Genomic DNA, 22,692 nt, shown 5'->3' with positions numbered 1-22,692 from the left:
GCCGGCGCACATCGGCGGGATGGAGTTTCTAGCGGACGCCTGCGCGGGTGGAGATGGGGACGGGTAGTTCGGCGTGCGGAGGGGTGACGGCCTGGGTGGCCTCGGGCGTGAGACGGCTCAGCGTGATCGTTCCCGCGATCAGCACCGCGGCCGAGAGAACGGCCGGAATGACGTCGCCGACGCCGGTCGGCAGCGGCTCGCCGAGCAGCACCGCCCCCGCGATCACCGAGGTGATCGGGTCCACCACCTGCACCCCGGCGTAGGCGATGCCGAAGTACCCCACCGCGTACGACCTCTGCAGCAGCACGATGGCGCAGACGAGGAGCACGGGGATCGCGACCGTGAACCAGTGGACCAGGCGCGACAGGTCGCCGCCCAGCCCCCCGCCCACGACGCGGACGAACGTGGAGACCGAGGCGGTCACCGACCCCGCGCCGACCGACAGCAGCAGCGCCTTCGACGCGCCCTTGGCGCGCCGCGCCGCGAAGTTGCACACCGCGACCACCACGCCCACCACCGCCAGGAAGGCCAGCGCCGCCGGGGTGGAAAGCACCGGGCGGGTGTTGCTCTGCGGGATCAGCAGCATGAGCCCCAGCAGCCCGGCGGCCACCGCGATCGAGCCGAGGATCTCCGCCTTGTGCGGACGTCTGCCGTGCAGCACCGCCGCAAGGGGAACGGCGAACACCAGCGTCGCCACGCTGACCGGCTGGATCAGCACGAGCGGGGCGAAGCTCAGCGCCACGGCGTGCAGGCCGGCGCCGAGCAGGCCGATGACCCCGCCGATCAGCCAGCGGGGCCTGCGGACGAGCTTGAGGTTGGCCCCCCCGTGGACGGCCTCGTACTGCTGCAGGGCCGCGCCTCCCGCGTACCCCAGCGCGCCGACCAGCGCGATCGACACGCCGAGCCAGATCATGACGCGGCCCCGGGCAGGACTCGGGCAGCGGGAAGCACATGTGGGGTCATCAGAGGGAGCACCCCGCCAGCTTAAGGACAAATGCCTGGAACGCGGTTGTCGATCGCCCCATTGCCCCATGAACAGGGGTGGCCCGGCCGCCGCCCGCACCGTCCCCGGCGCTCCGATGGTGCTTCTCGGACATGGCGACTACCGCTGCCCAAAGAAGGCCCCGGTAATCGGATCACCGCCGACGAGCGGGCGACCGGCCCGCCGCCCGTGAACCCGCGACGGGCCGGCGAGCCGCGGCCTCAGGAGCGCTCGGGGCAGACGCAGAACAGGTGCCCCTCCGGGTCTGCCAGGACGACCCAGCCGTCACCGGGCTGGAAGTCCGGCTTGGTGGCGCCGAGTTCGAGGTACTCCTGGACGGCCTTGCCGACGTCCGGGACGCGGAAGTCCAGGTGGAACTGCTTGCCCGGCCCGGGCCAGGCGGCCGGCTCCCGCTCGGGGACCCGGCCGAAGTAGATGCTCGTCGTCCCGTCCCCGATGCCGGCGTACTCGTCCTCGGCGTACTGCACCTCGAAGCCGGTGATCGCGGCATAGAACTCGGCGAGCTTCTTCGGCTCGGCGCAGTCGATGGTCGTGGCGATGAGAGTCGCTTTCGTGGTCATGGGTCCATCGTGGACGGCATACCTGTCATCCAGCGTCAGGTACAGATTGCGAGTTCCGGCACCGCGACGCTCCCGTCCCACGGCCTCGGGCCGCCGTCCCATGGCCTCGGGCCACCGGCCCACTCCCCCGGCTTCGGTCTTGCGCCCCGGCACCAGCACCCGCACAGGCACCCGCACCCGCACCCGCACAGGCACCGGCACCGGCACCGGCACCGGCACCGGCCCACGATGGGCTACTCCCGGCGGGCGCCGTCGGGCCAGATGACATGGACCTCGATGCCACGCCGGCGCGCCTCGGCGACCACATCGGCCGTGCCGCCGTAGCCGCGGGCCGGCTTGCCGTCCCAGACGGCGTACAGTTCCTCGGCCAGGTCGAGCATGAGCTTGCTGCCCTCCATGTGCGACTCGCCGGTGGACTCGACGTACCCCAGTCGGTGCACCTTCTCGGCGGCTCCCATGAGCGTGTCGTACTCGTCCAGAGAGTCCGGGGGCAGGTCCTCGCGATAGCGCTGCGAGCAGACGACCGCCTCCAGCGTCCCGCCGAGGTCCACGACCGCCCTCGCGAAGATCTGGTCGGCCCCGTCCGCCAGGCAGGACACCCCTCTGATCTCGGGCGCGTGCCGGGCGAGGATGCCGCGAATGGCCTTTTCGACGAGCGTGACGGTGGACGCCGGCAACCCCCGATGCCCGGAGATCGCGATGCGCCGCTGCGTGTCTCCCCCACCGCCGGACGGGTTCATGGCGGGGCTGCTGCGGCCGTTGACCGGCGGACGGGGGGTGGGACGGTGGAGGCCGCCCTGGTCCAGCACGGCCGCGGCCGCGGGTTGGGCCGCCCGCGAACGATCCTCCTCAGCTCCGCGAGCCCCACCACAGCATGTGTTCACGGGCGATGGCCTCCTCGGACTCGTCCACGAAATGGGCCCATTCAGTCTCCGTCCGAGGCCACTCCACCCGCGACACGATATCGCTCAGTTCCAGGGCGGCTATGGAATACGACGTGGCGAGCTGCTGGTGCTGGCGGGTCTGGAGCCAGGCGATGCCGGCAGCGGCGATGGCGCCGACGATGCCCGGCAGATCCATGTCGATCACCTGGTCGGCGTTGAGAATGGCGGCGATCAGGCCAACGGCCTCCAGCGCCGCCAGCGCGACCGACCACTGCGACGCGCGGCGGTCGTGGTAGCGGGCCTTGGCGCCGTACCACGTGCGCTGCTCGTTGATCCGGCCCGTCATGTAGTGCTGTTTGCGCTCCTCCAGCGACAGGGCCCTGATCTCGCGCATCATCGTTGTGACCTGGGACTCCTCCTCCATCGGCGGCACGGGGGCGAACCCGTGGATACCTCTCGTGAGCTCGGAGAAGCGCTGGTGCAGAAGCAGGTCCACATGGACCTCGCCATCGCCTGAGCGACTACCGCCGGAGCCACCGCTATCGCCGCCGCTCCTCTCATCGCCGTCCCGCCCGAACGGCGCTCCACCGACGAGGTAACGCCAGGCGAGCGTCTTGGCCGACTCGGCGGCCGCCCTAGCCTCGTACCACTGCCGGTCGGGTCGGGCGGTCAGCAGGTACACCTCGGTGACCAGCGCCGTGGCGAGAGCCCCGGCAGCGACGAGCGCCGCGGCGTCGACCCGCCCGGCCGTCAGCGAGAACGATCCGAACACCGCCGCGACCACCAACGATGTGAGACGTACTCCCGTCGCGGTCAGCAGCCTGCGCTGTCCCACGATGGCACCTCGATCGGCGGCGCGATAAAGCGCCGGAAACCCCGTCTCCGGGTTACTGGCCACCACGCTTTCACTGGAACCCGCCACTCCTCCACATGTCAAGAGGTGGTCGTATCGAAGCCGCCACACAATTCTGTCTATCGACGATCACGGCGCGACCGCGGCTATATCGACCACGGGTCATCGATCAACCCGCTGTTCGCCAACACATATCCTAATTAGGGCATACCCCTTATCCCCATCGCCGCGCCGCCGACCGCAGATACGAACGGCGGGTCCCAGCACCCCAAAGCGTACATTACGGACATCTGGCCGATACGTGCGATCGGCCCACCCACGTGAGACGTTGAGATGTGAACTCGGGGACACGCAATCGGCACGGAATCCTCGACCGGACTCCTCCGACACCCCTCGGGAGTGATGTAATTCCCAAAGCGAGTTCCTGCGATTGTCGCCAGTCGAAGGCGTAACCTGCATACTGCTTCCACGGGTGCACGGGAAAGCACATGGCACGTAGCGTTACGACGCGATCTCTCAGAGTCAGCGATGATTGCTCAGTCCCATGACAAGCCGGTAGGTGGTCAACATGAGCAGAGGCAAAGCGGCAGATCCTCGATCTACGACCATGCAGGACCTCGCCGATGTGCGTGATCTCCCTCTCGGCACACTGGGCACTCTTGTCAGGGCAGGCATCGTCGATAGCGAGCGCCTTCCGTCGGCGTCGTCCGAGGTGAGTGTCGCTGCGTTCGCTTCTTCCGTCTGAGCACCTGTGATTGTCTCCGTCCTGCCGTTCCGGCAATTCGTGCTCAAGGTCTCCGGTCGATGCGACCTCGCGTGTGATCACTGCTATATCTACGAGCACGCCGATCAAAGCTGGCGGAGACATCCCACATTCTTGTCCGATCGCTTGATGGCATCGGCCGCCCACAGGATCGCGGAACACGCGCGACAGCACGGGCTGCCTCGCGTCGATGTGATCCTGCACGGTGGTGAGCCATTGCTGGCCGGGCCCGACCGAATCGGCCGCTACGCAGACGAACTGAACCGCGCGCTTAACGGCGTGTGCGAACTCTCACTCAAGATCCACACTAATGGTGTCCTGTTGGACGCGGCATTCTGCGAACTGTTCGCCACTCACCGCATCGAAATCGGCATCTCGCTTGATGGTGACCGCGTCGCCAACGACCGCCACCGCAGGTACGCCGACGGTCGCAGCAGCTACGACAAGGTGATCCGCGCGGTCACCCTGCTCAAAGACCGCTGCCCCGATCTGTACTCCGGACTTCTGTGCACGGTCGATATCACCAACGATCCCGTCACGGTCTACGAGGCGCTGGCCGAACTCGATCCGCCTCGGGTGGACTTTCTGCTCCCGCACGCTACCTGGGACCGGCCTCCCGCAGGTGATCCGGTCGCGTACGGCGACTGGCTCGCGCAGATCTTCGACCAATGGCTCACCGACGGCAGGCCGATGAGCGTACGCCTCTTCGAGTCGGCTCTGCGCACCCTGCGTAACAGAAGCAGTCTCACCGAGTCGCTCGGGCTCGAGCCCAGCGACCTGGTGGTGATCGAAACCGACGGGTCCTACGAGCAGGCCGACTCGCTCAAGACCGCCTACGACGGCGCGCCGACCACCGGCTTCGACGTCGAGCATCACTCGCTGGACGTCGTCGCCGCCCACCCCGGCATTACGAGCCGCCAGATCGGCATGGTTGGCTTGAGTGACCAGTGTCAGGCATGCTCCGTCGTCTCCTCGTGCGGCGGTGGCCTCTACGCGCACCGCTACCGTACCGGCTCTGGATTCCTCAACCCCAGCGTCTACTGCGCCGGCTTACTGCGGCTCATCATGCACATTCAGCACAGGGTGCGGGAGATCGCCCAGACCAAACACACCCTCTCCCGGGCCGATTTCGCCGAGTTGGCCTCTGGGTACGGCGGGACGGAGGCGATCGCACGACTCGACGAGGGCCAACAGAGCCTTCGCCGTACCCTCATCGCCAGCGTAGGCGGCGCGTCGGCCGACACGGACGCCTGGCGCCTGCTGACGCTCCTCGATCGGGAGGCGCGCCCGGCCCTCGACGCCGTGCTGGCACACCCGTACGTGCGCGTGTGGGCCGTCCGCCGCCTCAAGGGTGATGCCGACGGCGGCCACCTGCGCTCGATCGCGACCGCCGCCGCCATCCGCGCCGGCGTCCCGGCCGTCCTGCGAATACCCGTCCGAGATGGCGCTCTCTGCCTGCCTTCCCTCGGCCGCCTCGACGCCGGGAAAGTGGCCGAGGCCACGGTGGAGACCGGCGAGCGACGATTCACCGTTCAGGCCGGGGACCGCCGCTGGTCGATCGACCTAGATGCTCCAAACGACCAGCCCGCCTGGTCACCGGTGCGCCGTCTGAAGGCCAGCAGTTGGACCGTGGCCTTGGATGACGTCGACCTCTACCGCGACTGCCACCAGTGGCCCGCCGCCGACCGACTGAGCGAGGTGTCGTTCGCCCGCTGGCAGGCCATGTTCGCCGCGGCATGGGCGCTCATCCGGCGCGACCACGCGGCGTACGCACCGGGGCTGAGCGCCGGTCTCGGCGTCGTCATGCCGCTCGCGCCGCGTCCCGACGGCTCCGAGATCAGCTCGACCGCCCGTGACGCCTTCGGCGCCGTGGCCGCGGCGCTGCCCGATGATGCCACCTCGCTCGCGCTGCTACTGATCCACGAGTTTCAGCATGTCAAGATGGGCGCCATTCTCGACATACACAACCTGTACGACCCGGAGAACACCGCTCTGTACTACGCGCCTTGGCGCCCTGACCCGCGCCCGCTCGAAGGGCTGCTCCAGGGCACCTACGCCCATCTGGCCGTCACAGACTTCTGGCGGGTCCGTCGTATGGTCGATCAGGGCGACGCCGGTCGGCGCGCGGCCGTGCGGTTCACACGCTGGCGCTCCTTGACGACCGAGGCGATCGAGACCCTCGCCGCTTCAGGTGCGTTGACCGCGACCGGCGAACGATTCATCGACATCATGCGCCAGACGATACAGCCCTGGCTGTCCGAACCCGTCGCATTTCAGGCGTCACCTGAAACAGCTCAAAGGCAGCCCGGTCGCGCCCTCATTGCCCGCCCCGCCCCGCAGTCCTACACTCAAGAAGTATCACCGGCCGGAGGTGGCATTGATAACGTCACGTGACAGCGATGATTCCCGGCCCTACTTCTATCTGAGCCATGCTCCGACCCCCTCGTGCGACAGTGATGATTCCTACGATCCCGATGAAGGGATATTCAGGCTGTTCACCGACCTGTGCAGATGCGTCATCGTGCTCAGCGGCATGGGACATGGAGGAACACCCGGCTTCATGGACCGCCGTCTTCGCGCGGGCGCCCGGCGACCGGAGCATGTCGCCACCAACCTCGCCGCCTGCAAAGTGTTCGTCCCCTTGTACTCCGCCCACTATTTCAACACCGACGCGTGCGGCAGACAGTGGAGTACCTTCCAGCACCGAATCGAGCAGGCACAGCCTAATAGCGCGGGCAAGATGGAGGTGATCATACCCGCCATCTGGGTACCCGTACCCGAGAACACTATTCCTGCAGTGGCCCGCGATATCCAGTTCATCGACCCCGACTTCGGCCCGCAGTACCGCGAGCACGGTTTCTACGGCCTGTCGACGCTCAATCGATTCAAAGAGGATTACGAGACCGCCGTCTACACCTTGGCGAATCGTATTGTCCGGGCAGGAGAGAGCTCACCCCTGCGCGTCTCAGCACCACTCGACCACAGGTGCTTCGATAACGCCTTCAGGCCGGCACTCACCGCTCCAGGCACACTTGACCTGCCGGATGAGGCCGAGGTCGCGTGGATGGCCGGCAGACTCCCGTCAGACCGGCAACGTCGGCAGCGCCTCCCAGAGATGCCGCGCCGGCCTCGACCGTCTGATGTCGAACATCCTCCCTACGCCACACCTACGCGTCGCCACGCCGAGGCGCCTGCCACAACAAGCAGCGTAGAAAGCTCCACCATGCCGTTCGAGGCGGACAAGCCGCTCACCCCGGTGGCGCCGTCCCTCGCAGCGGCCGTGTTCTCCGAGAACGTCATCAGACTACCGATCCGCAGCGATCGAGAGAGGCCGTGGACCGCCCTCAGAGTTTCGCAGAGTCATGGTGTCGAGGCCACAGCGCGGCCGCACCTCGTACGCTCGACTCTCTCAGGTGAAGATGCACCACCCCTTCCCCGGTCTCAGGGCGTGTCCTCCACCGAACGCCCGAAACTCCAGGGCCCATCGTGGTTCTTCGTGAGGGACCGAACCGTGAGACACCCCATGCCAGCCTGAATGGTACGAGAAAGCGGTCCCGCCCTCGGATGTCCCTGGCTTCCGTCCAGCGGCTCACATTTTTCCGGCCAGCCATGGCAACAGGTCGGGGAGCGCCTCCAGCGCGCCGAAATGCGCGGCCTCCGGTTCAACTCGCATGATGGCCGTGCGGATGCGGGCGGCCATCCAGTGTGAGTGATCCACTGGGCAGAAACGGTCCTTCCCGCCATGCCACAGCAAAGTGGGTGCTTGAATGACGGTCAGGTCGAAGCCCCATGGCGAGCAGAATGCGATCGCGTCGTCGACCCACCCATCCTCAGAGTGGCGTAGCGCCTCGGCGTAGTTCGCCAGGAGCATGGCACGCACGCCCGGGTTCGCGACCATACGGCGATCGGCCTCGGGCAATTCGGCGTACAGATCAGCGATCAGGCTCCCTGGGTCGGCGCGGATCTCCTGGGCCGTCGGAGCGAGCCAGTCGGCGAAACGACTTCGTCCTGCGAGGGCAACGGTGTACTCCGTGATATTGGAGGCAGCCATGCCGCCGAACCAGTCGAGCCCTTCAGCGGCATGTGGTGCGAGACCCACGAGAACCGCGGCACGGGTCACGCGAGCGGGCAGCAGCGCCGCGCAGGCCAAGGCATGTGGGCCGCCACCCGAGCGGCCCACCACGGCGAACCGGTCGATTTCCAGCGCGTCGGCGATGGCCTCGACATCCTCGGCGGCGGCGGCCACCGACCGTCCGATCAGCCGGTCCGACCGGCCATAACCAGGACGGTCGAAAGTGATCAATCGCACGCCGAGCCGGTAGAGGACCGCCCCTCGCGGGCATGGCCCGATCCTGCTCCCCGGTGTGCCATGCAGCAGGAACACCGGATCCCCGTCGAGTTTCCCTCTCTCGTCGACAGCGAGCCGCCTCCCGTTAGCGGTGCGTACAACCTTCGCGGGCTCCTCGCTCTCCCGAACCGCAAGTACCCCAGAATCGATCGTACGCGCGCTCTTCGTCAACGTCTGCCTCCCGCGGACGAGATGACCACACCGACCATGTCACCACTCGGCAGGCCGGGGCGGACGACGAAGGACGATATTCATTGCTCGCGGCGACGAGAGCGGAGAGCACGGTTTCATCTCCATCCTTTCGCCACTACTCCGGATACTCATCAGAGAGGTTTCTCGAATCTTCGTCTCACACCAGCCGGTAGCCACAGCAGCCGCCGACCTGTCATGGAACCGCCGCTTACCGCCTTCGCTGGCCAACCTATGCGCCGGAAGCCGGTCACGCAAACCATTGATGCGGACCGAAACCGCAGTTTAGTGCAGAGTATAATCACGAAAGGACGGATTCGCCTTCCCATCTCCCCCTTCGGGGGCATACAGCCTGTCGCGGCGTTCTACAATCGAAACCCCATGGCATCAGCGGGAGGTGCGTCTGCAAGTGTCAGATGCCACTCAGCCTGGCCCCTACTTTTTCCTGAGCTACGCGCATACCCCCAGGCACGACGCAGACGATCGACATGATCCGGACCAATGGGTGGAAAAGCTCTTCACCGACCTGTGCCGCCATGTGATGGTCTTGAGCGGCCTTGAGCATGGCACGCTGCCCGGATTCATGGATCGCGAGCTCAAATCAGGCGGCTACTGGCCTGATCGGCTGGCCGAGGGCTTGGCCACCTGCAGAGTCTTCGTCCCGTTGTACTCCAGGCGCTACTTCGAAAGCGAGCAATGCGGGAAAGAATGGACCGCGTTCTCCGGACGCATTCAGTACCATCGCGCACGAAAATGGGAGCAGGTTGAGACGATCATCCCGGCCATCTGGGTTCCGGTACCCTCGGAAGATCTTCCTGACGTGGCGCGGTCCATTCAGTTCAACCACGCCAGCCTGGGATCCCGGTACATCGAACACGGCTTCTACGGCATCATGAAACTCCGGCAGTACCGCAGCGCTTACCACATGGCGGTCTACAACCTCGCGCGCCGCATCGTCGAGGTCGGGCAGTCGACCCAGCTCACCCCGATCGAGCCGCCCGATTACGACTCCCTCCGCAGCGCTTTCGGCTACCCCGACTCCAACTCGCGTAGCGGGCACCGCGTCAGGATCACCGTGATCGCACCCGACATCCACAACCTGCCCGAGGGGCGAACGCCCTACCACTACGGGCTCACCGCCCAAGAGTGGAACCCCTACCGGCCCGACATCGGCAAGCCCTTGGCCGGGTACGCCGCCGATCTGGTGCGTACCCTCGGCTTCCGTGCCGACGTCGGATCACTTGACGATCACTACGACCACCTCTTCGGTGATGAACCACCGACGAGTCCAGGGCTGGTCCTGGTGGACACCTGGGCCGCCATGTCGGAGAAGTTGCTCGAGCCACTCCGCCGCCTGGCCCAGGCCGATAAACCCTGGATCAGCGTCATCATCCCGAGAAACGAGAACGACCCGCAGACCACGCAGGCCGAATACCGGCTCAGAACTCTCCTGCAGACGGCTCTCGGCGACAAGCTCGCCGAAGGGCTTCCTTTGCAGCGTTCGCCGGCGAATGACATCGCCACGTTCGAGCGATTCTGCAGAGCAGTGCCTGAGGTGACCCGGTCAGTCGTAAGCCGATATCTCCGGCATGCACCGACATACCCGCCTGAAGCGCGCCCCTTCATGGAGCGCCCCAGGTTGCAAGGCCCTAAGTTCTTCCCCATAGAAACGACGCGGAGGCCCGGCAATGAGTGACGCCCCCGAGGGCCACGTCATCACGTTCTACTCGTACAAGGGGGGCACCGGCCGGACCATGGCCCTCGCCAACACGGCATGGATTCTGGCGAGCAACGGTAAAAGAGTCTTGGCCCTCGACTGGGACCTCGAGTCGCCCGGCCTGCACAAGTTCTTCCACCCCTTCCTGGATGCGGACAGGGTAGACGGCGCCGCCGGCGTCATCGATATGATCAATGAGTACGCCCTGGCGACCCTTCAGGCTGGCCCACGGCCGCCCGACTGGCACCTGCAGTACGCCGCGGTACAGCGCAACGCGGTGTCCCTCGACTGGGACGGATTTCCCGACGAGGGTACGCTCGATTTCGTCTCGGCGGGTCGTCAGAATCGCGACTACGCCTCGCTCGTGGCCACCTTCGACTGGGACAACTTCTACGGCCGACTTGGCGGTGGCCACTTCTTCGATGCCCTGCGCGCCAACATGAAGCGCCATTATGACTACATCCTCATCGACAGCCGCACCGGCCTGAGCGACATCGCGGACATCTGTACGATTCAATTCCCGGACACTCTCGTCATGTGCTTCACGATGAGCGACCAGAGCATCGAGGGCGCCTCGGCGGTCGCTCAGCACATCAACAACCGTTACCGCAGCCGGAACATCCGCATCCTGCCGGTCCCCATGCGCATAGACGAGGGCGAGAAGGAAAAGCTGGATGCCGGACGCGACCTCACCAAGCGCCGCTTCGAGGGTCTTCCGCCGGGCATGACTCCCGACGAACTCCGCCACTACTGGGGCGCCGTCGAGATTCCGTACAAGCCCTTCTACGCCTATGAGGAGACGTTGGCCACGTTCGCCGACGTTCCAGACTCGCCGAGCTCCCTACTGGCGGCGTTCGAGCGACTGACGGGCGTGATCACGCACGGAGAGATCGCCTCACTGCCTGCGATGCACGAAGATCTGCGGTTGAGTGTCCGGGAGGCCTTCGTCCGTCAACCGGCCGACGTTGCCACCAAGGTCCTGTTGAACTACGTTCCCGAGGACCGCATGTGGGCCGACTGGATCGCCGCCGTGCTGGAGCGGTCCGGCTTCGAAGTGGTGAGTCACGACCGTAGTGACTCCGCCCAGACTGCGCGGTCGCCCCAGCAGACGGCTCACGTATTCAGTCACGTCATCGCCGTGATCTCGGCTGCCTACATGCGCTCGGTAGAACCGCATTCGCTATGGAGATCGGTAGCGGCCTCCGACAACAAGGGCGTACATCCCAAGCTCGTGCCGCTACGGGTGACAGACGTGCGCATGGGACCGCCATTTGGCGACAGCACCATCGTCGATCTCACCCGGTCGGATGAGACGCAGGCCACCACGGCCCTGCTACGAGCGGTCAGCCGGTCACCGCAAACGGCCAGGGATGTGGAGGACATCACGCCGGTCCGTTCCCGCTTCCCCGGCATCCGGCCACCGGTGTGGAACATCGCCAATCGCAACGCGGCCTTCACCGGTCGCAACGCCATCCTGGAGAGGCTCCGCGACCAGATCGTAGGCAGGAGCAAGACGGTGGTGCTGCCCCAGGCTCTTTTCGGGTTAGGAGGTGTTGGCAAGACACAGGTGGCCCTGGAGTACGCCCATCGGTTCATGGCCGACTACGACGTGGTGTGGTGGATCGCCGCCGAGCACCTGGAACTGATCAATCCGTCGCTCGCCGAATTGGCGGACAGGCTCGGCGTCCGAGTTGGTGAAAGCATCGCCGAGGCAGCCAAAGCCGTCCGGGAGGCGCTGCGCATGGGCCAGCCGTATTCCCGATGGCTGCTCGTCTTCGACAACGCTGACGACCCCAAAGACCTGGAGCCCTACCTGCCTGCGGGTCCCGGGCACGTCCTGATCACTTCACGCAATCCTGCGTGGTCACGGGTGGCCGATCCCCTCGAAGTCGATGTGTTCACCCGCGCGGAGAGCATCGAACATCTTCGCCGCCGTGCACCCGGCCTCTACACAACGGACGCCGACCGGGTGGCCGACGCGCTCGGCGACCTGCCTTTGGCGATCGAGCAAGCAGGCGCCTGGCTGGAGCAGACCGGCATGCCGGCCGAACAGTATCTCGACCGGCTCACCGAGATGCTGAAGCTTGGCGAGCAGCCGACCGACTACCCAACTCCCGTCGCCGCCACCTGGAACGTGTCCTTCGAACGGCTCCGCAATGAGTCACCGGCATCAGTGCGCTTGCTGGAGCTGCTCGCTTTCTTCGGTCCTGAACCCGTCTCACTCAACATGCTTTACAGCGACACCATGGTGGAGTGCTTGGTCCCCTATGACGAGACGATGCGGGAGAAGGTCATGCTGGGCCCGGCGATCCGGCAGCTCGGCCGGTACGCATTGGCCCGTGTGGATCAAGCCGCCAAGTCCATCCAGGTGCACCGGCTCATTCAGGCCGTCGTCCGAGACCGCATGGAGTCCGTGGATCGCCAAGCCACCACTCACGACGTCCACCGCATCCTGGTGGCAGCCCGCCCTCAAGTGGGCGAGGTCGACGACCCGAACAACTGGGAGCGTTACGACCAGATCTGGCCTCACCTGGGCCCCTCCATGGCTGCCGAATGCGATGAAGAAGAGACCCGCCGCCTGCTCATCGACCGGGTGCGCTACCTGTGGCGGCGTGGGGAATTCCCGTCGAGCCTGGAACTCGGGAGCAGGCTCGAGGAAGCCTGGAACATCAAGCTGGGCAGTGGGGACCGTCAAATCGTCCATCTGCGGTTCCACCTGGCCAACACGCTCCGCTCCATGGGAAGGTACGCCGAGGCGCATGTCGTCGACACCGCCGTTCTGACCCACCAGAATCGCGAATTGGGCGAGTCTCATCCCCACACACTTATGACCGCTGGCGGTCTCGCCGCCGACCTCCGTGCCTTGGGTCAGTTCCGGGAAGCCCTCAAGCTGAACCGCCAGACTTACGATCGCGTCAAGGACCTGTTCGGAGAGGACCACGAACGCACTCTCGCGGCCGCTCACAATCTGGGTGTCAGCCTACGGCTGGCCGGTGATTTCAGCCAGGCGAGAGAAGTCGACCAGGAAACCGTGGACGGCAGCCGGAGAGTGCTCGGCGGACTGCATCCCAGAACGCTCTACACCGTCGCCAACCTGGCTCGCGACCTGCGTGAGCTCGGGCAACTCACCGAATCGGTGGAGATGACCCGGGTGGACCTGGAGCACTACGGGACGGTGTACGGCATCGACCACATCGACACCCTGCGCACCGCGACCAGCCTAGCCACCTCCCTCCGCAGGAAGGGGGCGGAGATGGAGGCCCGCCAACTGATCGAGCAGGCGCACGACCTTTACGTCCAGCACTATGGGAATGCCCAACCCGAAACGCTGTTGTGCCGCCTGGAGTACGCCTCATGCCTGGCAACGCTCGGTGAAGAGGTCACCGCTCACCAGCTGGCATCCGATGTCATGGACAACTTCACCGAGACTCTCGGCCCCGACCACCCCTACCGGTTGGCCGCCGCTAACAACGTCGCCTGCTACCTGCGGATACTGGATCGCCCGATCGACGCGAAGAGGCTGGCTCAAGAAGCACTCGCAGGCTTGGCCCAACAGGTGGGGGATGATCATCCGATGGCGCTTCTTGCGGCGATCAACGTCGCCGGCTGCCTGGGCGAGGTCCGCGATCCGGCAGCCGAGCCGATGCACCGCCGTACGCTCATCCAGTTGAAGGCGACACTCGGTAGTGAACATCCGGACACGCTCGCATGCGAGGCCAATCTGGCGGTGACCCTCAACGAACAGAGGCGGACCGCCGAAGCAAGACAGTGCCGTGAAGTGGTGCTGGATGCCATGCGGCGGACTCTTGGGGATGATCACCCCCACGTCGCCAACCTGGCGGCATGGCGCAGGATCTCTCGCGACCTCGAACCACAACCGTGGTGACCTGGGCTTGAGCCGGCCCCGTCAAGAACGACGCCGACAATGAGCATGGGCACCAGCAGCGGCCGTAACATGGCCTGCGTGTCTCGAGTTTTGATCGTTTCTCCGCCGCCCGCGGTCTAGCGGGCGGTTCTCTCTCCATTTGGCCGGGCCTGGAGGGCTCGGTGGGTGGCGGCTGCCCGCGTTCTGGGGCCTTTTTCGCTTTCACTCTTCTGGAGAGAGTTCATGACGCACGTCTCCGTACGGCGAGGCATGCTGTACGTCACCGTCGCGGCAGCCATCTGGGGCACGGGCGGCCCCGCGGCGGCCGTGTTGTACCGGGTCAGCGGGCTCGGCCCGGTGGCCGTGTCCTTCTGGCGCTTCGTCTTCGGCGCCCTGCTGCTGTTCGCCGCCGCTCGTCTGGCCAGGCTCGGCGACCGGCGGGCCGGCATCACTCACCGGCCGGCCGAAGCTCACGTCACGTCCGCCAAGGCTCAGGTTGCGAGTGCCCCGGCACATTCGCATGACGCCGGGATCCGGGCTCGAGGTCGCCAGCCTTGGGGGCGGCGGCCCGCGGTCAGGGTCCGACGCCCCAAGGTCAGGAGGCAGCGGCCCGCAATCCGGGGGCGGTGGTCTGGGTGGGCCGGGCTGGTGTTGGTGGGGGCTGGGCTGGCGGTGTCGCAGGCGGCCTATTTCGGTGCGGTCGCGGCGAGCGGCGTGGCCGTGGCCACGGCGACCACGCTGGGCGCGAGCCCGGCTCTGGTGGCCCTCGGGGCGCGGCTGCTGCTGGCGGAGCGGCTCGGCCGCAGGGGCGCGATCAGCATGGGGCTGGCCCTCGCGGGCTTGGCGCTGCTGATGGGCGGCCCCTCGGGCGGTTCGGTCACCGGGATCGGCCTGGCGCTGCTGTCGGCCGTCGCCTATGCCGGGGTGACCCTGCTTTCCCGTCATTCTGGGCGTTCTGATCACTCCCGTACGGCCGGGACGGCCATGTGGGGGTTCGCGGTGGGCGGGGTGCTGCTGCTGCCGGTGGCGGCGGCCGAGGGCCTGTTGCCGAGCGGGGGTGCGGTGGCCTCGGTGGCGCTGCTCGGCTACCTCGGGGCGATGCCGACCGCGCTGGCCTACAGCCTGTTCTTCGCCGGGCTCGCCTCGGTGCGGGCGACGACGGCCTCGGTGGTCGCGCTGCTGGAGCCGGCGGGCGCCACCGTCCTCGGTGTGCTCGTGCTCGGGGAGCGGCTGACGGCCACCTCCGCGGCGGGCGCAGCCGTCCTGCTGGCCTCGGTGGCGGTCCTCGCCACCGGCGAGCAGAGCGAAAGCCCCCGCCAGGACGGCTCCGGCTAGTCGCACCGTCCACGAACGAACGTGCACCGGGTCACCCGCCGCACGTCGGCGCCGAATTCGCCGTCGTCCTTCTCGCCGACCCGGCGCCGGATGAAGGTCCGGTCAGGGGCGAGGAGGGCGATCGGGAGGGACATCGGAACGGCGGATCACATGATCGGGAGGTAGATCGGGTCTGGGAGATCACGGGATGGGGGGCATCCGCTGGGTGTGGGGGGTGCGAAGGTTTGACCGTGCGTAGGCTGGAAAGGCCTTGCAGCCTTATAGGAGAGGGGCGTGGATGAGCGCCGAGGCAGCCCCGCTGGGGCCCAGGCAGGTGCGCCTGGTCTTCGCGGGCCTCATGGTCGCCCTGCTCCTGGCGGCTCTGGACCAGACGATCGTGTCGACCGCCCTGCCGACGATCGTCGGCGACCTCAAGGGCCTGGAACACATCGGCTGGATCGTCACCGCCTACATCCTGGCCTCGACCATCGGCCTGCCCATCTACGGCAAGCTCGGCGACCTGATCGGCCGGAAGATCGTCTTCCAGGCCGCCATCGTGATCTTCCTGGTCGGGTCGGTGCTGTGCGGCATGGCGCGGAACATGCCGCAGCTCATCGCCTTCCGCGCCCTCCAGGGGCTCGGCGGCGGCGGTCTGATGATCGGCGTGCAGGCGATCGTCGCCGATCTGGTCTCCCCGCGCGAGCGCGGCCGGTACGTGGGCGTCATCGGCGCGGTGTGGGGCCTGTCGTCGGTCATCGGCCCGCTGATCGGCGGCTTCTTCACCGACCACGCGAGCTGGCGGTGGTGCTTCTACGTGAACCTGCCGCTCGGGCTGGTCGCGCTGGGGGTCACCGCCGTCGTGCTCCGGCTGCCCAGGCCGAAGGCGCGCCCAAGGCTGGACATTCTGGGCACGGCGCTGCTGGCGGGCGCCTCCACGTGCATCGTGCTGGTGACGAGCTGGGGCGGCACGCAGTACGCGTGGGACTCGCCGGTGATCATCGCGCTCGGGGCCGGGGTGGTGGTGCTCGCGATCGGGTTCGTGCTGGCCGAGCGGGTGGCGGCCGAGCCGATCATCCCGCTGCGCCTGTTCCGCAACGACCTGTTCTCCCTGCCCGCCGCGATCTCGGTGTTCGTGGGCGTCGGCATGTTCGCCGCGATCGCCTATCTGCCCACGTTCCTGCAGATGGTGAACGGGGCCAGCGCGACGGGATCCGGGCTGCTGATGCTGCCGATGGTGGCGGGCATGACGATCACCTCGATCGGCTCGGGGCGGGTCATCTCGGCGACCGGGCACTACCGCGCCTTCCCGATCGCCGGCATGGCGATCCTGGCGGCGGGCCTGGCGCTGCTGTCGCGGATGACCGCCGACTCCTCGATGGTCCTCAACGGCCTCTACATGTTCGTCACCGGGTTCGGGCTCGGCATGGTGATGCAGACGCTCGTGCTGATCGTGCAGAACTCCGTCGGCCACCGCGACGTGGGCGCGGCCACCTCGGCCGTGAACTACTTCCGCCAGACGGGAGCCTCGCTCGGCACGTCGCTGGTCGGCTCGATCTTCATCCACCGCCTGTCGGACGTGCTGGCCGCAAGCGGCGCCCGGCTTCCGGCGAGCGGGGTCAACGCGATGACCCCGCAGATGGTGCACAACCTGCCGCCGTCGGTGCGCCAGGTCATCGCCCGGGCGTACGCGCAGGCGCTGCCGCCGATCTTCCTGTACGTGGTGCCGCTGATCCTCGTGGGCCTGGTCCTGGCGTTCTTCGTCAAGGAGGTCCCGCTGTCGGAGCGCCCGGCGTCGGCCAAGCAGGACGTACCGGCGCACAGCGGCTGAGGCGGCGGCCGGAGGGCGGAATCGCGGTTACAGTTGGAGGCGTTGGAGGTGACGTGGCCTCGATACCGCGATTTATCAGAAATCTCCTGGATCGTCCGGGAAGCGCAAACATCGGCCCCTTTCAGCGTCTTGCGACACAGGCGGGCGGCCACGAAGAGCGGATCAAGGCTCTGGCCGATCTTCCCCGCCCTGACCCGGACGACCTGGCCGAATACTGCGCGATCGCCCGCGAGGCCGCGCGACGCACGCTGGGCATGCGGCCGTTCGACGTCCAGTTGGTCGGCGCCCTCGCGCTGATGTCCGGGCAGGTCGCCGAGATGGCGACCGGTGAGGGCAAGACGCTCGCCGGCGCCATCGCCGCCGCCGGGTACGCCCTGCGGGGCAGGCGCGTCCATGTGATCTCGGTGAACGACTACCTGGCCCGCCGCGACGCCGAGTGGATGGGTCCGCTGTACGAGGCCTTCGGGGTGTCGGTGGGCTTCATCGAGCAGTCCTCCACGCGCGAGCAGCGCAGGGAGGCCTACGCCAAGGACGTCACCTACGCCCCGGTCAGCGAGATCGGCTTCGACGTGCTGCGCGACCGCGTCGCGACGTCGCCGGACGATCTGGTCGTCCCCGAGCCCTCCGTCGCGGTGATCGACGAGGCCGACTCGGTGCTGGTGGACGAGGCGCGCGTCCCGCTGGTGCTGGCCGGCGCGACCGACTCCGGGATGGACGCGCCCGAGACCGCCGAGCTGGTCCGCCGGCTGTCCCGCGGCTACCACTACGAGCTGGACGACCAGGAACGCAACGTGTTCCTGACCGCCAAGGGCACCGACGCCGTCGAGAAGGCCCTGGGCGGCATCAACCTGTACGAGACCCCCGACGTGCTGACCCGGGTGAACCTGGCCCTGCACGCCCATGCCCTGCTCACCCGCGACGTGGACTACCTGGTGCGCGACGGGCGCATCCACCTGGTCAGCCAGTCCCGCGGCCGCGTGGCGACGCTCCAGCGCTGGCCCGACGGCCTGCAGGCCGCCGTGGAGGCCAAGGAGGCACTGCCCGCCAGCGAGACCGGCGAGATCCTCGACTCGATCACCATCCAGGGCCTCATCCGCAGATATCCCGAAATATGCGGCATGACGGGTACGGCGGTGGCGGTCGAGGAGCAGCTCAGGGAGTTCTACGGGCTGAAGGTCGCGGTCATCCCCTCCAACAAGCCGTGCGTGCGCGTCGACGAACCCGACCGCGTCTACGGCACCGTCGCCGACAAAGAGCGCGCGCTGGCCGCGGAGATCGGCCGCGTCCACGCCACCGGGCGGCCGATCCTGGTCGGCACCCTGGATGTGTCGGAGTCCGAGCGCCTGGCCGCCGACCTGGCCGCCGACGGCCTCGACTGCGTCGTCCTGAACGCCAAGAACGACGCGCAGGAGGCCGCGATCATCGCGCGCGCCGGCGAGCGGGCGGCGATCACCGTGTCCACGCAGATGGCCGGCCGGGGCACCGACATCCGCCTCGGCGAGGGCGTCGCCGAGCTGGGCGGCCTGTACGTCATCGGCTCGGGCAGGCACGCGAGCAGCCGCCTGGACGACCAGCTGCGCGGGCGCGCCGGCCGCCAGGGCGACCCGGGCGGCTCGGTGTTCCTGGTCAGCCTCGAAGACCCCCTGATCACGCACTACGCCCCCGACGAGGCCCTGCCCAAGGCGGGGGACGACGGGGTCGTCCTGCACAAGCGAGCCGGGTACGTCGTCGGCCACGCCCAGCGGGTCGCCGAGGGCGCCCACCTGGAGATCCACCGCAACACCTGGCGCTACACCCGGCTCCTGGAGCAGCAGCGCGACCTGGTGCTGGGGCAGCGCGACAAGGTGTTGCACGGCGACTCCGCGGCCGACGCGCTCGCCAAGGCCGTCCCCGACCGCTGGGAGGAGCTGGCCGGGAGCGTGGAGGAGCCCGTGCTGAAGGACGCGGCCCGCCAGATCCTGCTGTTCCACCTCGACCGCTGCTGGACCGAGTACCTGGGCTATATGTCCGACGTGCGGGAAGGCATCCACCTGCGGGCGCTCGGCCACAAGCTCAGGCCCCTGGAGGAGTTCCACCGCGAGGGCGTCTCCGCCTACCGCCACCTGATGGAGGAGGTCGAGAGCCGCTCGGTCGAGACGTTCCGCACGGCGACCATCACCGCGGACGGTCTGGACGCGCCCGACAGCGGCCTTCGCCGTCCCACGGCCACCTGGACCTACCTCGTCCAGGAGAACCCCTTCGGCGACGTCTTCGACCGTGCGCTCAAGCGGCTCTCGCCCAGGGCCAAGCGGCGGCAGGATCTCGACTGAGGTCACCGGCCGGGGCCGAGCGGGTCCCGGCCATCCCTCTCCCACGGCGGCCGGGCGGCTGTGATTGGGTGCTGGTAACAGGAGCGCCGCACCGGGCACCTCCGCGACCGATGACGGTGACCGCATGAACCCTCATGACTTCCTCGACGTCGATGGTGAGCTGTCCGACGAGGAGCGCGCGATCCGCGACGCGGTGCGCGACTACGGCAGCGCCGAGCTCCTCCCCCATGTCGCCGACTGGTTCGAGGCCGGTACGATCCCCGACCCGCGCGGCCTGGCCCGCAGCATGGGCAAGCTCGGCGTGTTCGGCATGCACCTGTCCGGGTACGGCTGCGCGGGCACCAACGCGGTGAGCTACGGGCTGGCCTGCCGCGAGCTGGAGGCCGTGGACAGCGGGCTGCGCAGCTTCGTCTCGGTGCAGGGGTCGCTGGCGATGACCGCGATCCACAAGTACGGGAGCGGCGAGCAGAAGCAGGAGTGGCTGCCGCGCATGGTGACCGGCGAGGCTCTGGGCTGTTTCGGGCTGACCGAGCCCGACTCCGGCAGCGACCCCGGCTCGATGCGCACCCGCGCCCGCCGCGACGGCGACGACTGGGTGCTCGACGGGACCAAGATGTGGATCACGAACGGCTCGGTGGCCGACGTCGCGATCGTGTGGGCCAGGACCGACGAGGGCATCCGCGGCTTCCTGGTGCCCACCTCCGCCCCGGGGTTCTCGGCCAACGTGATCCACAAGAAGATCTCGCTGCGCGCCTCGATCACCTCCGAGCTGGTGCTCGACGGGGTGCGGCTGCCCAAGGAGGCGCTGCTGCCGGGCGCCGAGGGCCTGAAGGCGCCGCTGTCGTGCCTGTCGGAGGCGCGGTTCGGCATCGTCTGGGGCGTCGCGGGAGCGGCCCGCACCTGCCTGCTGGCCTCGATCGACTACTCCAAGAGCCGGGTGCAGTTCGACCGGCCGATCGGCGGCTTCCAGCTCACCCAGCGCAAGCTCGCCGACATGCTCGTGGACGTCAACCACGCCATGATGACGGCGTTGCGCATCGGCCGGCTGAAGGACGCCGGCCTCGCCCACCACGCGCACGTCAGCTTCGGCAAGCTCGCCAACGTGCGGGCGGCCCAGCGGGTGGCGGCCACCGCGCGCGGCATCCACGGCGCCAACGGCATCACCCTGGAGTATCCGGTGATGCGCCACATGGTGAACCTGGAGACCGTCGCCACCTACGAGGGCACCGAGGAGGTCCACGCGCTCACCCTCGGGCGGGCGGTCACGGGCCTGGACGCCTTCCGCTGACCCCGCGCGCCGCCACGGCCGTCCTCACGGGGAGATTGGTTCCGGTACGGCTTGCCCGAGGGCGGGCTCCTGCCCCTGAGGGCGGGCTCCGCCATCGGCGCAAGCCGTACCGGATCGCCGAAGCACGCACCGCCCGGTGATCACCGTGCCCCGGCGAGACCTCACAGACCCCCGAACCGCGAGGTCAGCTCACGGGTTCGCCACCGAGGCCCGCGACGAACCACACGATCTTTCCGCCGCCCTGGGCCTCGACGACGCCCCAGTCGTCGGCGAGCGTGCCGACGATCAGCAGACCCCGCCCGCAGGTGGCGTCCAGGTCTTCCGAGCCCACGCAGGGCAGGCCGTCGCCCGCGTCGAAGACCTCGCCGTACACCCAGTTCCCGTCACTGCCGAGCCTGAGCGAGAACGCCGTGCCGCCATGCTGGATGGCGTTGGTGACGAGCTCACTGATGATCAGCGTGCAGTCGTCGACCAGCCCTCCGGTGCCCCAGCTCCGCAGTTCCCTGCCCACCAGCGCACGTGCCGCGCGGACGCTCTCGGCTCTCGCGGACAGTATCCATTCGGCCGTCCGCAGGGGGAGGCCACTGAGCACGTCCGCTCCGGTCGTGCGATTCGCGGGGAAGGTGACGGACACCGGGAATCTCCTTAGTGGGAGCGCTCCCACACACATTACGGCAATAAGTCAGTGATGTGAATCACTCGCAACAAGATTGTTCACCGATCTGGGGGGCACAAGCGGCGGCGTTCTGTCGTGATCTGGGGGCGAATGCCGCTCAATGACGATGGAGAGGCCCATTTTCGGCATTTGGGAGGAGTGTCCATCGAGCCAGGTGGGAGCGCTCCCAAATAGTCGAAGGTTACCGTGGGTTCGTGCGCGTGACGGAGATCAACATCTATCCGGTCAAGTCTCTCGGCGGGGTGACGGTGGACACGGCCGCCGTGGAGCCCTGGGGCCTCGCCGGCGACCGCCGCTGGGCGGTCACGGCCGAGGACGGCCAGGTCCACACCGCGCGCGATCTGCACGCGATGCTCGGGATGACCGCCACGCCCGCCGCCGCCGGCGCGATCACGCTGGCCGCGCCCGGGCTCGCGCCGATCGAGGTGAGCCCGCCCGTCGGCGGTCCGCGCCGGCCGGCGCGCTTCGACCGCCTGGACGTGGCGGTGGGAGCGGGCGAAGCGGCCGACCGGTGGATGTCGCGGGCGCTCGGCACGCCCGCCCGGCTGGTGTGGCTGGAGGACCCGCGGCGGCGCCCGGTCGGCCTGTCGCACGGCGGCCGGCCCGGCGACACCATGGTGCTCCAGGACGACGGACCGCTGCTGCTGACCTCCCTGGCGTCGCTGCGGTCACTGGACGACTGGATCGCCCAGGACGCCGTCGAGCGCGGCGAGGAGCCGCCCGCGCCGCTGCCGATGCACCGGTTCCGGCCGAACGTCGTCGTCGACGGCGGTGAGCCGTTCGCCGAGGACTCCTGGACGCGCGTGCGCATCGGCGAGGTCGGCTACCGCTTCGCCGAGCACTGCGACCGCTGCGTGCTCACCACCATCGACACCCGCACGCTCACGCCGGGCAGCGAACCGGTGCGCACCCTCTCGCGGCATCGCAAGTGGGACGGGAGGGTGTTCTTCGGCGTCCGCCTGATCCCCGAAGGCCCGGGCGAAGTGCGCCTGGGCGACCAGGTGACCCCACTGCCCTAGACGTCCCGGCCCGACTGGATGACCCCGCTGCCCTGACGTCCCAACCTAAGCGGATGACCCCGCCGCTCCGGGAGTC

15 protein-coding genes are annotated in these 22,692 nt (G+C 67.9%); 9 read left to right on the top strand and 6 right to left on the bottom strand.

Annotation, left to right across the window (positions count from 1 at the left end; translation table 11 throughout):
- Window positions 1–28: 28 nt before the first annotated feature.
- The 4 genes from ABZU32_RS15880 to ABZU32_RS15865 all read right to left on the bottom strand — a co-directional run bounded on the left by ABZU32_RS15880 (window position 29) and on the right by ABZU32_RS15865 (window position 3,348).
- Window positions 29–913 carry a DMT family transporter gene (locus ABZU32_RS15880; protein ID WP_354922528.1) on the bottom strand — a complete coding sequence of 295 codons (885 nt, stop codon included), beginning with the start codon at window positions 911–913 and terminating at the stop codon, window positions 29–31.
- 290 nt (window positions 914–1,203) lie between these two features.
- On the bottom strand, window positions 1,204–1,563 hold the full coding sequence (locus tag ABZU32_RS15875; RefSeq protein WP_354922526.1) for a VOC family protein: 360 nt from the start codon (window positions 1,561–1,563) through the stop codon (window positions 1,204–1,206).
- Between the two features lie 233 nt (window positions 1,564–1,796).
- Window positions 1,797–2,303 carry a hypothetical protein gene (locus ABZU32_RS15870; RefSeq protein ID WP_354922523.1) on the bottom strand — a complete coding sequence of 169 codons (507 nt, stop codon included), beginning with the start codon at window positions 2,301–2,303 and terminating at the stop codon, window positions 1,797–1,799.
- A gap of 109 nt (window positions 2,304–2,412) precedes the next feature.
- A complete protein-coding gene (locus ABZU32_RS15865) occupies window positions 2,413–3,348 on the bottom strand; it encodes a DUF4231 domain-containing protein (protein WP_354922520.1) in 936 nt (311 codons plus the stop codon).
- Between the two features lie 703 nt (window positions 3,349–4,051).
- On the opposite strand from ABZU32_RS15865, the gene ABZU32_RS15860 reads away from it, so the two are divergent.
- Both ABZU32_RS15860 and ABZU32_RS15855 read left to right on the top strand, forming a co-directional pair.
- The gene (locus tag ABZU32_RS15860; protein WP_354922517.1) at window positions 4,052–6,457 is read left to right on the top strand and encodes an FxsB family cyclophane-forming radical SAM/SPASM peptide maturase; all 2,406 of its coding nucleotides are present in this window, start codon (window positions 4,052–4,054) and stop codon (window positions 6,455–6,457) included.
- Window positions 6,435–7,598: a TIR-like protein FxsC gene (locus ABZU32_RS15855; protein WP_354922515.1), complete on the top strand. Its 1,164-nt coding sequence runs from the start codon at window positions 6,435–6,437 to the stop codon at window positions 7,596–7,598. The genes ABZU32_RS15860 and ABZU32_RS15855 overlap by 23 nt, the downstream gene beginning before the upstream one ends.
- 54 nt (window positions 7,599–7,652) lie before the next feature.
- Here the strand turns inward: ABZU32_RS15855 and ABZU32_RS15850 are convergent, their stop codons facing one another.
- Window positions 7,653–8,447: an alpha/beta hydrolase gene (locus tag ABZU32_RS15850; protein ID WP_354922512.1), complete on the bottom strand. Its 795-nt coding sequence runs from the start codon at window positions 8,445–8,447 to the stop codon at window positions 7,653–7,655.
- Between the two features lie 550 nt (window positions 8,448–8,997).
- Between ABZU32_RS15850 and ABZU32_RS15845 the strand changes: the two genes are divergently transcribed.
- The 6 genes from ABZU32_RS15845 (at window position 8,998) to ABZU32_RS15820 (ending at window position 20,921) form a co-directional block, all read left to right on the top strand.
- Window positions 8,998–10,296, top strand: a complete 1,299-nt coding sequence (locus ABZU32_RS15845; RefSeq protein WP_354922509.1) for a TIR-like protein FxsC — start codon at window positions 8,998–9,000, stop codon at window positions 10,294–10,296.
- Window positions 10,289–14,203, top strand: coding sequence for an FxSxx-COOH system tetratricopeptide repeat protein (gene fxsT, locus ABZU32_RS15840; protein ID WP_354922506.1), 3,915 nt, complete (start codon window positions 10,289–10,291; stop codon window positions 14,201–14,203). The genes ABZU32_RS15845 and fxsT overlap by 8 nt, the downstream gene beginning before the upstream one ends.
- A gap of 222 nt (window positions 14,204–14,425) precedes the next feature.
- Window positions 14,426–15,517 (top strand): DMT family transporter, encoded by a 1,092-nt coding sequence (locus ABZU32_RS15835; protein ID WP_354922503.1) that lies wholly within the window; start codon window positions 14,426–14,428, stop codon window positions 15,515–15,517.
- Window positions 15,518–15,794: 277 nt separating this feature from the next.
- A complete protein-coding gene (locus tag ABZU32_RS15830; RefSeq protein ID WP_354922501.1) occupies window positions 15,795–17,324 on the top strand; it encodes an MDR family MFS transporter in 1,530 nt (509 codons plus the stop codon).
- A gap of 53 nt (window positions 17,325–17,377) precedes the next feature.
- On the top strand, window positions 17,378–19,633 hold the full coding sequence (secA2, locus tag ABZU32_RS15825; RefSeq protein WP_354922498.1) for an accessory Sec system translocase SecA2: 2,256 nt from the start codon (window positions 17,378–17,380) through the stop codon (window positions 19,631–19,633).
- A 124-nt stretch (window positions 19,634–19,757) separates the two neighbouring features.
- Window positions 19,758–20,921, top strand: coding sequence for an acyl-CoA dehydrogenase family protein (locus tag ABZU32_RS15820; RefSeq protein WP_354922495.1), 1,164 nt, complete (start codon window positions 19,758–19,760; stop codon window positions 20,919–20,921).
- Between the two features lie 184 nt (window positions 20,922–21,105).
- On the opposite strand, the gene ABZU32_RS15815 is transcribed toward ABZU32_RS15820, so the two are convergent.
- Entirely contained in the window at window positions 21,106–21,555 is a 450-nt protein-coding gene (locus ABZU32_RS15815; RefSeq protein WP_354922492.1) for an ATP-binding protein, read from the bottom strand.
- Between the two features lie 236 nt (window positions 21,556–21,791).
- Between ABZU32_RS15815 and ABZU32_RS15810 the strand changes: the two genes are divergently transcribed.
- Window positions 21,792–22,616 carry an MOSC N-terminal beta barrel domain-containing protein gene (locus tag ABZU32_RS15810; protein ID WP_354922489.1) on the top strand — a complete coding sequence of 275 codons (825 nt, stop codon included), beginning with the start codon at window positions 21,792–21,794 and terminating at the stop codon, window positions 22,614–22,616.
- The last annotated feature ends 76 nt before the right edge of the window (window positions 22,617–22,692 follow it).

Source organism: Sphaerisporangium sp. NPDC005288 (assembly GCF_040607475.1).
In the GTDB taxonomy this organism is placed as follows: domain Bacteria; phylum Actinomycetota; class Actinomycetes; order Streptosporangiales; family Streptosporangiaceae; genus Sphaerisporangium; species Sphaerisporangium rhizosphaerae.
The sequence above is the reverse complement of the archived record's forward strand: the minus strand, read 5'-3'. Positions and strand labels throughout refer to the sequence as shown.

Excerpts from the sequence above, each read along its gene's own strand:
- ABZU32_RS15870 (WP_354922523.1), bottom strand. The coding sequence starts at position 2,303 with ATGAACCCGTCCGGCGGTGGGGGAGACACGCAGCGGCGCATCGCGATC.
- fxsT (WP_354922506.1), top strand. The coding sequence starts at position 10,289 with ATGAGTGACGCCCCCGAGGGCCACGTCATCACGTTCTACTCGTACAAG.
- ABZU32_RS15880 (WP_354922528.1), bottom strand. The coding sequence starts at position 913 with ATGATCTGGCTCGGCGTGTCGATCGCGCTGGTCGGCGCGCTGGGGTAC.
- ABZU32_RS15820 (WP_354922495.1), top strand. The coding sequence starts at position 19,758 with ATGAACCCTCATGACTTCCTCGACGTCGATGGTGAGCTGTCCGACGAG.
- ABZU32_RS15835 (WP_354922503.1), top strand. The coding sequence starts at position 14,426 with ATGACGCACGTCTCCGTACGGCGAGGCATGCTGTACGTCACCGTCGCG.
- ABZU32_RS15875 (WP_354922526.1), bottom strand. The coding sequence starts at position 1,563 with ATGACCACGAAAGCGACTCTCATCGCCACGACCATCGACTGCGCCGAG.
- ABZU32_RS15830 (WP_354922501.1), top strand. The coding sequence starts at position 15,795 with ATGAGCGCCGAGGCAGCCCCGCTGGGGCCCAGGCAGGTGCGCCTGGTC.